Source organism: Burkholderia sp. LFS061 (genome assembly GCF_047978125.1).
Classification (GTDB): Bacteria; Pseudomonadota; Gammaproteobacteria; order Burkholderiales; family Burkholderiaceae; genus Burkholderia; species Burkholderia pyrrocinia_C.
This window is the reverse complement of the sequence record NZ_JBFPFS010000080.1, coordinates 1-13,019: the sequence shown is the minus strand read 5'-3', so window position 1 is coordinate 13,019 and position 13,019 is coordinate 1. Positions and strand designations below refer to the sequence as shown.

General features: G+C 73.0%; 5 protein-coding genes. All 5 read left to right on the top strand.

The features are described from left to right. Positions 1-2,464 (top strand): SDR family NAD(P)-dependent oxidoreductase (locus ACNQQL_RS35075; protein WP_347069181.1); only part of this gene is annotated, 2,464 nt, incomplete at its 5' end. A gap of 8 nt (positions 2,465-2,472) precedes the next feature. Then, on the top strand, positions 2,473-9,618 hold the full coding sequence (locus ACNQQL_RS35070; protein WP_347069176.1) for an SDR family NAD(P)-dependent oxidoreductase: 7,146 nt from the start codon (positions 2,473-2,475) through the stop codon (positions 9,616-9,618). A gap of 124 nt (positions 9,619-9,742) precedes the next feature. Continuing rightward, positions 9,743-10,225 (top strand): avidin/streptavidin family protein, encoded by a 483-nt coding sequence (locus tag ACNQQL_RS35065; RefSeq protein ID WP_275557382.1) that lies wholly within the window; start codon positions 9,743-9,745, stop codon positions 10,223-10,225. A 160-nt stretch (positions 10,226-10,385) separates the two neighbouring features. Next, positions 10,386-11,645: an MFS transporter gene (locus tag ACNQQL_RS35060; RefSeq protein WP_347069167.1), complete on the top strand. Its 1,260-nt coding sequence runs from the start codon at positions 10,386-10,388 to the stop codon at positions 11,643-11,645. A 34-nt stretch (positions 11,646-11,679) separates the two neighbouring features. Then, positions 11,680-12,894 (top strand): crotonyl-CoA carboxylase/reductase, encoded by a 1,215-nt coding sequence (gene ccrA, locus ACNQQL_RS35055; RefSeq protein WP_347069163.1) that lies wholly within the window; start codon positions 11,680-11,682, stop codon positions 12,892-12,894. Positions 12,895-13,019 lie beyond the last annotated feature (125 nt).

Below are 13,019 nucleotides of genomic sequence, written 5' to 3'. Positions count from 1 at the left end.
CGTCGGCGCATTGGCCGTCGCGCTCGCCGCGGCACTGCTGGCGCCGGGGTTCAAGCTCTGGCTCGTGACCGCGGGCGCGTGGTCGCCGGCCGACGATCCGGAGCCGGGCGTGCCGGCGGCCGGCGCGATCGCGGCGCTGGGGCGCACGCTCGCGGTCGAATACCCGGACCTGCGCTGCACCAACGTCGACCTGGCGCGCGGCCTGCCGGACGACGCGGCGGCGGACGCGCTTTGGCCGGAGCTGTGGCGCACCGACGGCGAGACCGATGTGTGCCTGCGTGCGCGCCGCTACGCGTTGCGGCTGCGGATGGCTGCCGGCGACGACAGCCTGGCCGTGCCGTCCGCGGCGTCGTACCGGCTCGCGGCGGCGGCCGACGGCCGGCTGGAGTCGCTGGCGCTGGCCGCCTGCGCGACGCCGCGGCCGGAACGCGGGGAGGTCGCGATCGCGGTGCGCGCCGCCGGCCTCAATTTCCGCGACGTACTGCGCGTGCTCGGCAAGCTGCCGGCGAGCGCGAACGGCATCGGCGGCGAGTTGAGCGGTGTGGTTACCGCGATCGGCGATGGCGTGACGACGCTGCGGGTCGGCGACCGCGTGATGGCGATGGCCGACGGGAGCTTCGCGTCGCATGCGGTCGTCGACGCCCGCTACGTGGCGCGGATGCCCGACGACTGGTCGTTCGAGGCGGCGGCCACCGTGCCCGTCGCCTTCCTGACCGCGCACCATGCGCTGACGACGCTCGGCGGTCTCGCGCGCGGCCAGCGCATCCTGATTCACGCCGCCGCCACGGGCGTCGGCCTCGCGGCGGTCCAGCTGGCGCAACGCATGGGCGTGCAGGTGTTCGCCACCGCGAGCGCGGGCAAGCGCGGTGTGCTGGAGCGGCTGGGCGTCGAGCATCGCTTCGATTCGCGCAGCCTGGGATTTGCCGACGAGATTCTCGCGAGAACCGGCGGCCGCGGCGTCGACGCCGTGCTCAACGCGCTGACCGGCGACTTCATCCCGGAAAGCCTGCGCGCGCTGTGCCCGTCGGGTGTCTTCCTGGAAATGGGCAAGGCGGAGATCTGGCCGCCGGCGCGCGTCGCCGCGCATCATCCGGGCGCGCGCTACCTGCCGTTCGACATTGCCGACGTGCCGGGCGACCGGATCGAGGCGCTGTTCGGCGAGCTGCAGGCGATGTTCGCGCGCGGCGAGCTGCAGCCGCTGCCGCGCACGGTCCATCCGCTGCGCGCCGCTCGCACGGCGTTCCGCACGATGGCGCAGGGCCGTCACGTGGGCAAGGTCGTGCTGCGCGTCGCCGACGACGACGCCGATGCGTTGCCGGCCGGCGCGACCTACCTCGTCACCGGCGCAAGCGGCGCGCTCGGCCGGGAAGCCGCGCAATGGCTGGTCGAGCGCGGCGCCAGGCACCTGATGCTGGCCTCGCGCACCCGCAACGCGGCGCTCGACGCGCTGCTCGAACACCTGTCGGCGCGCGGCGTGCGGTGCGGCTGGACGCCTGCCGACGTCGGCGTCGAGGCGGATGTCGACAGCCTGTTCGCCGCGCTCGCGGACGGCTGGCCGCCGCTGCGGGGCGTACTGCACGCCGCCGGCACGCTCGACGACGCGCCGCTGAGCGCGCTCGACGAGATGCGCTACGGCCGCGTGATCGCGCCCAAGGCGGACGGTGCACGCTGGATTCACGAGCGGACCGCGCGGGTGCCGCTGGACTTCTTCGTCGTCTACTCGTCGATCGCGTCGACGCTCGGCGCAGCGGGCCAGGGCAACTACGCGGCGGCCAATGGCTATCTCGACGCGCTGGTCCAGCACCGCCGCCGCCTCGGCCTGCCGGCCCTTGCCGTCAACTGGGGCGGCTGGAGCGGAGCCGGCATGGCGGGCTCGATGGAGGCCCCCGCGCTGCGCCGGCTGCGCGCACAAGGCCAGTTCCTGCTGAAGCCGGCGAGCGGCATGGCCAGCCTCGCGCGGCTGCTGCGCGCCCCCGATAGCCAGGTCGCGGTGATCGCGGCCGATTGGGCGACGCTCGCGCAGGCGCGCGTCGTGCGCCCGTCGCTGCTGGCGGACGTCGGGAGCCCGCCGGCCGGATCGTCGCCGGCCGCCGCCGCGCCGGAGCGCGACGTCGATCCGCGCGCGCTGGTCGAGCAGGCGGTGCGCAAGGTGACCGGCACCCGGCCGTCGACGCGGCTCGACGTGCGGATGCCGTTGCGCGAACTGGGCCTCGATTCGTTGATGGCGATGGAACTGCGCAACGAGCTATGCGCGCTCACGGGCCGGCGCCTCGCGCCGACGATCGCGTTCGACTACCCGAGCATCGAGGCGCTTGCCGCGCATCTCGCCGCGCTGGCGGGCGACGAGGACAAGACGGACAAGACGGGCGCAGCGCCCGCGCCGGTCGCGCGGACCGACCTGTCCGGGGACGAACTGGTCGCCCGGCTCGAACGGGAAATCTCTGCATTGGAAGGACATCTGTGATGACGGCAATGGGTGCTGATTCTTCGCTGTTGCGCGCGCTGTCGGCGCTCGAACGCAGCCGGCTCAAGCTGGAGGCGGTCGAGCGCGAGCGCTCGGAGCCGATCGCGATCGTCGGGGCGGCTTGCCGGCTGCCGGGCGGCGTCGTCGATCTCGACAGTTATTGGGCGTTGCTGGCAAGCGGCGGCGATGCGGTATCCGGGCTGCCTGAGGCGCGCTGGAACGCCCCGGGCCTGTTCGACCGGAATCGCAACGCGGCGGGCAAGGTATACAGCGACGCGATGGCCGTGCTGGACGGCGCGGACCGTTTCGATCCGGCCGCGTTCGGCCTCTCCGCGCGGGAGGCGGAGCGCATGGAGCCGCAGCAGCGGCAACTGCTCGAAGTGTCGTACGAGGCGCTCGACCACGCGGGGCTGGACATCGACGGCTTGCGCGGCAGCGACACCGCCGTCTACGTCGGGATCTGCGCGAACGATTTCGTGCACCGGTTCGCGACCGAGTCCGCCGACACCTACTCGGCAACCGGCGCGTCGCTCGCCACCGCGTCCGGGCGGCTCGCCTACACGTTCGGCTTCCAGGGGCCGGCGCTCAGCATCGACACCGCCTGCTCGTCGTCGCTGGTCGCGCTGCACCTGGCATGCCAGGCGCTGCGCAAGGGCGAGACGCGCATCGCGCTCGCGGGCGGCGTGCACGTGAGCGCCGGCCCGGAATCCTCGGTGGCGCTCGCGAAGCTCAATGCGCTGTCGCCGAGCGGGCGGTGCCGTGCGTTCTCGGCGGACGCGGACGGCTACGTGCGCGGCGAAGGTTGCGTCGTACTGGTCCTGAAGCGGCTGGGCGATGCGCTGCGGGATGGCGATCGGATCCTCGCGTCGGTGCGCGAGACGGCGCTCAACCAGGATGGACGCAGCAACGGGCTGACCGCGCCGAACCGGCTCGCGCAGACCGAGCTGCTACGCGCGTGCCTGTCGCGCGCGAAACTGAGCCCGAGCGACGTCGGCTACCTGGAGGCGCACGGCACCGGGACCGAACTGGGCGATCCGATCGAACTCTCCGCTGCTGCGGCGGCCTACGGCATCGATCGCGCGTCACCGCTGTGGGTCGGCTCCGCGAAGACCAACATCGGTCATCTCGAAGCGGGCGCAGGACTGGCCGGGCTGCTGCGCGCGGTGCTCGCGCTGCGGCACGCGACGATTCCGCCGAACCTGCACCTGAACGGACTCAATCCGCATTTCGACTGGGAGGCCGAGCGGCTGCAGGTGCCGACGGTGCCCACGCCGTTTCCGCTCAACCCGTCCGGCAGCCGGATCGCGGGCGTCAGCTCGTTCGGCTTCAGCGGCACGAACGCGCACGCGCTCATCGAGCAGCCGCCGTCGCCCGCCGAGGCCGCGGCGCCCCTGCCCGGCGACGCGGATGCCGTGTTCCTGAGCGCCGCGTCGGAGGCGGGGCTGCGCGACCAGGCGCGGCGCTTCGCGCGCCGTCTCGCCGATGCGCCCGCGCAGTGGCGCGAGCTCTGCCACACGGCACGCGCGCGGCGCAATCCGGGCGCGCTGCGCATCGCGGTCGCGGGCTGCGACGCGGCCGAACTCGCGGCGCAGCTGAACGCGTTCGCGGACGGCGCGGCGCCGGCGGAGGTCATGCGCGGCGAGCGGCTGCCCGGCGAGCGCGGCGTCGTCGCGGTGTTTTCCGGGCAAGGCGCGCAATGGGTCGGGATGGGGCGCGAACTGATCGCGACGAGCCCCGCGTTCGCCCGTGGATTCGATGAGTGCGCGCAGGCGGTCGAGCGCCATTCGGGGCGCGTGATGCGCGACGCGCTTGCCGCCGGCGAAGCGGCCTTCGCGGCGCTCGACGCGGCCACCGTCCAGCCGCTGCTGTTCTCGGTCGCGGTTGCGCTGGCCGCCCACCTGCGGGCGCTCGGCGTGCGCTTCGACGCGGTCGTCGGGCAGAGCATGGGCGAGGTGAGCGCGGCGGCCGTCGCCGGCGCGCTGTCGATCGACGATGCCGCGCGCATCATGTGCGAGCGCAGCCGCCTCGGCGTCTCGGCAAAGGGTGGTGCGATGGCGATGCTCGCGATGAGCCGCGCGGAAGTCGAGGCGCAGGTCGCAGCCGAAGGCCGGGCCGTGACCCTCGCCGCGTGCAACGGGCCGGCGTCGACGCTCGTGTCCGGCGAGGAAGCCGAGATCGATGCGCTCGTCGGCGCGTGGCAGGCGCGCGGCGTGTTCTGCCGCAGGCTGCGGGTCGACTACGCGTCGCACAGCGCGTTCATGGAGCCGCTGCTCGCGCCGCTGAAGGCCGGGGTGGCCGCCATTTCGCCGCGCGCGGCGGAGATCCCGCTGTATTCGACGGTGACGGCCGACGAGATCGACGGCGCGACGCTGACGCCCGACTACTGGGCCGCCAATCTGCGGCAACCGGTGCTGCTCTACCCGACGCTCGAAAAACTGATCGCGCGCGGCTACCGGCTGTTCCTGGAAATCTCGCCCCGTCCGGCGCTGAGCGCCTCCATCGAGGATGCGCTGGCACAGGCGGGCGTCGACGGCTGCGTCGCATGCGCGATGAACGACGATGCCCCGCAGGCACGCACGGCGCTGCTGGCCGCCGGCCGGCTGTTCGCGCACGGCGCGCGCCTCGACGTCGAGCGCGCGCCCGGCCGGGTGGCCGAGATTCCGCCGCGCAGCTGGGAGCACGTCGAGTTTCCGCTGCCCGTCTATCGGCGCGCGGCGGGCGCGGACGGGCACACCGACGCGATCCTCGGCGCCGCGCGCGCGATCGCGTGCCAGGCCGGCACCCTGGTGGCCGACGGCTGGCTGAGCGTCGGGCATCCGCTCGTCGCGCAGCATCGCATCGACGGCAGCGCGCTGCTGCCTGGCACGGGGTTCCTGCGGCTGGCGCTGCAGGCCGCGCTGGCGCGCTGGCCGGACCAGGATCTGGCGGTCACCGACGTCGTGTTCCGGCAAGTGCTGGCATTGCCTGACGACGCGACCGAGCCGCGGCCGCTGCAGCTCGTGCTGGTCGACGAATCGCCCGACGCAGCAGGCTGGCGCGTGAGCAGTCGCGACAGCGAGCGCGACGACCGCTGGGTCGAGCATGCGGGCGGCCGCGTGACCCGCCTGACCCGCGCGAGCGGCCCGGCGGACGACGGCGCGCAGCCGGGGTTTGCCGACGCGCAGGCGCGCATGCGCGACGAGGTGGACGGCGCGACGCTGTATGACGCGCTCGACGGGATGGGGCTGCAATACGGCCCGCGGTTTCGCTGCGTCGAGCGGCTCTGGTGGGCGGACGATGCGTTCGTCGCGAGGCTGGCCGACGGCGGCGCCGCGCAGCCGGACGCATTCAACCTCGATGCGTGCCTGCACGGGCTGGCGTGGCTAGGCTTCCGGCACGGCGAGCCGGCCCGGGTGCCGGTCTCCGTCGAACGGGCGACGATCGTCGCCGGCGCGGGCGCGCCCGCCTGGGTGCACGGGGTGCGCGCGCTCGACGGCGACGCGTCGACGGCTGATTTGGTCGTGTGGGACGCGGCGGGCCGCGTGGTGGCGCGAATCGTCGGGCTGCGCGCGCTGAGCCCCGAGCGCGCCGATGCGGCGCTGCCCGCGCAGGGGCGCTGGCTGCATGGCCAGGCATGGATCGAGCAGCCGTTGCCGGCCGAGGCGCAAGCCGCGCCGCGCGATTGGCTGATCGTGGCCGCCTGCCGCGACGCATCCGGAGCGTGGCTGGAGCGGCTGCGGGCGCGGCTCGGCGGCGCTGCGCTGCTGCACTGGATGCCCGACGACGGCATGCCGTTTCCGGCGGTCGCATTGCGCGCGTGGGCGGAATCGGACGGGCACGGCACGCGCTCGATCGTCTGGATCGGCGACAGCGTCGAGCGTGCGCTCGCGGGCGACGCTGGCGGCGATCCGGCGATCCGGGCGAGCATCGATGCGCTCCGCCTCGTGCAGGCCGTCCTTGCCGCGTTCGACGGCCGCGAGGCGCCGCGCCTGAGCTTCGTGTCGGCCGGCGCGCAGGCCGTCGCCGGCCAGTCCGCGCCGGCCCGCGCGGCGCTGGGCGATGCCGGCCTCTGGGGGCTGGCGCGCGCGCTGTCGGCGGAGCACGCGGAATGGCACGTGCGGTGCATCGATGTCGATCCGTGCGACGCGCACGCGCAAGCGGAGCGGCTGGCCGACGAGCTGGCCGGCGGGTCCGCCGAAACGGAAGTCGCGCTGCGCGCGGCGCGCTGGGTCGGCAGGCTGGCGCGCCGGCCGCTCGGCGAAGAGCGCGAGCCGGGCAGCCGGCTGGCCGGCGAACCCTATCGCGTCGAGATCGACCGGCCGGGCGTGCTGGGTTCGATGAAGCTGCGGGCGACGCCGCGCGTCGAACCGCGGGCCGGCGAGGTGGAAATCGAGATCGACGCGGCCGCGCTCAATTTCGCGGACGTGATGCGTGCGATGGGCTTCTTCCTCGCCGACGACGAGCGCTCGGTCGCACTCGGCAGCGAATGCGCCGGGGTCGTGTCGCGCGTCGGCCCGGGCGTGTCGACCGTGGCGGTCGGGCAGCGGGTGGTCGCGATCGGCGCGCACTGCTTCGCGAGCCACGCGTGCGTCGACGCGGCGCTGGTGGCGCCGCAGCCCGACACGCTGTCGGCGGCGCAGGCGGCCGCGTTGCCGATCGCATCGATGACCGCGTGGTACGCGCTGAAGGAGGTCGCGTCGCTGCGCGCGGGGCAGCGCGTGCTGATCCATTCGGCGACGGGCGGCACGGGGCTGGCGGCCGTGCAGCTCGCGCTGTCGCTCGGCGCGGAGGTGATCGCGACGGCCGGCAGCGAAGCCAAGCGCCAGTTGCTGCGCGAGCTCGGCGTGCGGCACGTGTTCGATTCGCGCAACGCGACGTTCGAGCGCGCGACGCTCGACGCGACCGGCGGGCGCGGGGTCGACATGGTGCTCAATTCGCTCGCGGGCGCGGCGATCGAGCAGAACCTGCGGGTGCTGGCCGCCGACGGCTGGTTCCTCGAACTGGGCAAGCGAGACATCTATGAGGACGGCCGGCTGTCGATGCGTCACTTCAAGAAGCGGCTCCGCTTCGTGGCGATCGACCTGGGCGGCTTGCAGCGGGAACGGCCCGAGCAGTTCGCCGCGCTGTTCCGGCGGGTGCTGGACGCGTTCGCGCAGGGCGAGCTCGCGTCGCTGCCGACCACGGTGCTGCCGGTGTCCCGCGCCGCCGACGCGTTCCGGCAGATGGCGGCGGCGCAGCACGTCGGCAAGCTGGCGCTGGCCATGCAGGACCCCGATCTCGTCGTCGCCGAGCCGGGCGGGCCGGCGCCGCTGCTGCGCGGCACCCACCTGATCACGGGCGGCACCGGCGGCCTCGGCGCGGCGCTCGCCGGCTGGCTGGTCGCGAACGGCGCGCGGCGGATCGTCCTGATGGGGCGCTCGGCCGCGGGCGCGGAGGCGCAGGCGCAGGCCGAGCAATTGCGGCGGCAGGGCGCCGAGGTGCGGACGGTCGCGATCGACGTGGCGTCGCGCGCGGACCTCGCACGCGAACTCGACGCGATCGACGCCGGCTTCGGTCCGCTGCGCGGCGTGTATCACCTGGCCGGCGTGCTGAACGACGCGCTGGTCGACACCCAGACGCCGGACGCGTACCGGCGCGTGCTGGGCCCGAAGGCCGACGCCGCATGGCACCTGCACGAGCTGACCGCCGGGCGCGCACTCGATCATTTCGTCGTCTATTCGTCGGCGGCGGCCTTGCTGCCTTCGCCGTCGCAAACGAGCTATGCCGCGGCGAACGCGTGCCTCGATGCGCTCGCCGCGTGGCGGCGCGGGCAGGGCTTGCCGGCACTCAGCCTCCAGTGGGGACCGTTCTCGGACGCCGGTCTTGCGGCAGCCCGCGGCGACCGCGGCGCGCGCCTCGCGGAGCGTGGCGCGGCCAGCCTGACGACCGGCGAGTCGCACTGCTACCTCGGCATGCTGATGAAGCGCGACGAGCCGGTGGTCGGCGTGTTCCCGTTCGACGCCGCGCGCTGGCTCGACGCGTCGCCCGCGGTGGCGATGCAGCCTCGCTTCGACATCGTGCGCGACAGCGCCGCCGCGCGGCCGGGCCACGGCGCGGCGCAGGCGCGCCTCAAGGACGCGCCGCCGGCGATGCGGCGCGAGCTGATCCAGGCCCTTTTGCGCCGGCATGCCGCCGCGGTGCTGCGGGTGCCGGAAGCCGCGCTGACGCCCGCGACGACCTTTCCGCAGGCCGGGCTGGATTCCCTGACGGGCCTCGAACTGCGCAACCGGATCGAGAGCGAGGTAGGCCTGCCGCTGTCGTCCGCGGTGCTGTGGCGTCATCCGACGATCGACGCGCTCGCCGAATTCCTGACGCAGCAGCTCGGCGCATCGGACCGTCCGGCCGATGCGCCGCCGCCGGCGCAGACCGTTGCCGCGCCGGCGGCGGAGGCGGGCAAGTGGTTTCTCGTGCCGCGGCCGTCGCGCGCGCCGCGTCTGCGGATCTTCTGCATCCCGTTCCTCGGCGGCCTGGGCTCGGTGTTTTCCGGCTGGATCCGGCACTTGCCCGAGGAGATCGAACTGCAGGCGCTGCAGCTTCCGGGCCGGCCGCCGCGCCACGCCGAAGCGGCGCATTCCCGCTATCCGGCGCTGGTCGACGCGTTGCGCGATGCGCTGCTGCCGCGTCTCGACGCACCGTACGCGATCTACGGGCACAGCCTCGGCGCGCTGCTGGCGTTCGGGCTTGCGCATGCGTTGCGCGACGCGGGGGCGCCCGCACCGGAGCACCTGTTCCTGGCCGCGTATCCGGCGCCGCACCTGCACAACCCTGTCGGCGACATCGCGGGCCTGCCGGAAGCGGAATTCATCGAGGGGCTGAAGCGCCTGCGCGGCATTCCGGAACAGGTCCTCGCGGACAGCGAACTGCTGAACGTGTTCCTGCCCAGCCTGCGGGCCGAGATCGCGCTGCTGAACTCCTATGTCCACGAGGGGCGCGCGCCGCTGGCGGTGCCCGCGACGATCCTCGGCGGCACGCACGACCACGTCGTCACCGCCGCCGAGATCGACGCGTGGCGGCAGCACTTCGCGGGCGCGGTCGACGTGCGCGAGATCGACGGCGGGCATTACTTCGTGAAGGACGCGCCCCGCAGCGTGGTCGACGTGGTGCTGGCGCGGCTCGCGCTGGCCCAGCCGGCCTGACGTCGGTGACGTGCGCCCGGCCGGGACTGGCGGGGGCACCCGAATTGCAGGCGAACGCTGCCGTTCGTGCGGAGCGGCAGCGGGGAGCAACGATCCGCACATTCATGACCAAGGAGATGAAAAAGTGAAAAAGATGCTCATGTCGTTCGCGACCGTCGGTGCGCTGTCCTCGTCCGCTCTCATGCTGGGCATGATGCCGGCGCCGGCCTGGGCCGGCACGCCGTCGTGCGCCAGCCTGGTCGGCTCGTGGGGCAACCAGCTTGGCTCGACGATGAACATCCAGTCGGTCGATCCGGTGACGGGCGCGATCACCGGCACCTACCGGTCGCCGTCGGGCACGAGCGGGCAGCAATTCCCGCTGGTCGGCTGGACCAACACCGCACCGGCGCAGAACGGCCAGGACAACGTCACGCTGGTGTCGTTCGCGGTGAACTGGGGCAACTACGGCACGGTGACGTCGTGGTCGGGTCTGTGCCGCACGCAGAACCAGGTGCCGACCATTTCCGCGCTGTGGCATTTCGCGCAGTCGAACGCGCAGTTCACGTGGAGCCACGTGCAGACGGGCCAGGACGTGTTCAGCCCGTCCAGCTCGTCGACCGCGCGCTGAAGCAACGCGCCCGCGCAAGCAGCAGGCGGGCGCGCGCCGCCGCGGCGCGGCATCATGCAGACCCGGTTTCCCCGCGCCGCGCCGTCAGGCCGGCGCGGGCGAACACCGGCGGCGCGCAAGCGCGCCCACTATCCGGATTCATCAGCAGGGAGACGATTTCATGGCGTCAGCCGCCGAACTGAAACAGAACGCATCGCTGTATTTCCTGGCGCTGGGCGCCTTTGCGATCGGCACCGAAGGATTCATGCTCGCCGGGCTGCTGCCGATCATCGCGAAGGATCTGTCCGTCAGCCTCGCGGCGGCGGGGCAGCTCGTCACCGTCTTTTCGATCTCCTATGCGATCAGCTCGCCGATCCTGACGACGGTCAGCGCGGGGGTCAATCGACGGCGCTTCCTGATCGTCGCGCTGCTGTGCTTCTCCGCGGCCAACTTCGCGGCCTGCGCGTCGCCCGGCTATCTGTCGCTGCTGGCCGCGCGCGTGCTGCTGGCCGTGTCGGCCGGCCTGTACATGCCGAGCGCAAATGCGCTCGCCGGCTCGCTCGTCGCGCCGGAGCGCAGGGGGCGCGCGCTCGCGACCGTCCATGGCGGGATCACGATCGCCGTCGCGCTCGGCGTGCCGCTCGGCGCGTGGATCGGCGGCCACTTCGGCTGGCGCGCGACATTCGCCGGCATCGGCGTGTTGTCCGCGATCGTGACGCTCGGGGTGGTGGCGGGCCTGCCGCGCGGGATCGGCGCGAACCTGTCGGTGCCGTCGCTCGCGCAGCGCGTGGCAGTCGGGCGGCAGCCCGCCGTGCTGGTCACGCTGCTCATCACGACCCTGTGGGCCGCGGGCATCTGGACCATCTACCCGTATCTCGCGCCGTTCCTGACGGGCCGCCCCGGCTTCAGCGACGCGGAAGTCGGCGCCGTGCTGCTGCTGTACGGCGTGTTCGCCGGCATCGGCGTGTTCATCAGCGGCCGTGCGATCGACCGCCTCGGCAGCGGCAAGGTGCTGATCGTCTGCCTGGTCGTGATGATGCTGTCGTACGAGAGCCTGACCGCCAGCGCGCTGCACCTGGAGCCGGCGCATGCACGCGTCGCGATCCTGGTCGCGATCGCCGCGTGGGGCGCGGCCGGCTGGGCGTTCAACCCGGCCCAGCAGACCAAGCTGATCGGCATCGCCGGCCTCGACGTCGCGCCGGTCTCGCTGTCGCTCAATTCGTCGTTCACGTATCTCGGCTTCGCGCTCGGCGCGGCGCTCGGGTCGTTCATCGTCGCGTACAGCTCCGTGGCGGACATCGGCGCGATCGGCGGGCTGTGCGAACTGGCCGCGCTGATCGTCACGCTGGCGGCCAACCGCCATGCCCGGCGCGCGGCGACGCGCGTGCACGTCGTGGTCGAGGCCGCCGCCCCGCGCGCCGAACGCTCGACGCAGCCGTGACACGGCGCGTACGCACAACAACGAAGGAGACACCATGAGCAGGGAAACGATCAAGGCGCTGTACGACATCGGCGAAATGCCGCCGCTCGGTGTCGTGCCGCGTCTCATGCATGCGTGGACGATTCGCGCGGATCGCCACGGGCCGCCGCACCGCGCGTTCCAGAGGGAAGTGGTGCCGGTCTGGACGATCGGCGACGACGAGGTGCTGGTCTACGTGATGGCGGCGGGGATCAACTACAACGGCGTGTGGGCGGCGGCCGGCATGCCGCAATCGGTGCTCGGCATTCACGGGCATCCGTTCCACGTCGCCGGCTCGGACGCGTCGGGCATCGTCTGGGCGGTCGGACGCAACGTCCGGCGCTGGGCGGTCGGCGACCACGTGGTCGTGCATTGCAATCAGGTGGACGGCGACGACGAGGAGTGCAACGGCGGCGATCCGATGCTGTCGCCGAGCCAGCGGATCTGGGGGTTCGAGACGCCGGACGGCTCGTTCTCGCAGTACACGCGCGTGCATCGGAACCAGCTGCTGCCGAAGCCGGCCGGGTTGGGCTGGGCCGAGGCCGGCTGCTACATGCTGACGCTCGCGACCGCCTACCGGATGCTGTTCGGCCAGCATGCGCCGGGCATGCGGCTGGGCGGCGCCGCGCTGGTGTGGGGCGCCGCGGGCGGCGTCGGCGCGTTCGCGGTGCAGCTCTGCCGCTTGAACGGGATGGAGGCGGTGGGCGTCGTGTCCAGCGAAGCGCGCCGCGAATTCGTGACCGGGCTCGGCGCGAAGGGCGTCATCGACCGCAGCCGGTATGACTGCTGGGGCGAGTTGCCCGACGTCCAGACGCCGCGCTACGACGCCTGGCTCGGCGAGGCGCGGCGCTTCGGCAAGGCGATCTGGGATTGCCTCGGGCGGCGGGAGAACGTCGACGTGGTGATCGAGCATCCGGGGCAGGCGACTTTCCCGCTGTCGTGCTACCTGGTGAAGCGCGGCGGCACGGTGTTGTTCTGCGGTAGCACGACCGGCTACAAGCTGACCTTCGACGCCCGCTACGTATGGATGCACCAGAAGCGCATCCAGGGTTCCCATTTCGCGCACATGAAGCAGGCCGCCGAAGCGAACCGGTTGGTCGAGCGCGGCAAGGTCGAGCCGTGCCTGTCCCGCACGTTCGCATGGGATGCGCTGCCGGATGCGCACGAGCTGATGGCGCAGAACCGGCTGCCTCCCGGCAACGCCGCGATCCTGGTGGGCGCGCCGGCCTGACGCCGCGGCGGGCGGCTAGCAGGCTGTTGAAAAACGCCTCGTCTTGATCACGAGGTCGCTGCGCAAAAGGATTTCGTATGCGATTGGCTGCTGAGTTGGCGACGGATCGTCGAAGCTGGACCGCT

Bases quoted from the DNA above. Each gene is read 5' to 3' on its own strand.
- ACNQQL_RS35070 (WP_347069176.1), top strand. From the start codon at position 2,473: ATGGGTGCTGATTCTTCGCTGTTGCGCGCGCTGTCGGCGCTCGAACGC.
- ACNQQL_RS35060 (WP_347069167.1), top strand. From the start codon at position 10,386: ATGGCGTCAGCCGCCGAACTGAAACAGAACGCATCGCTGTATTTCCTG.
- ccrA (WP_347069163.1), top strand. From the start codon at position 11,680: ATGAGCAGGGAAACGATCAAGGCGCTGTACGACATCGGCGAAATGCCG.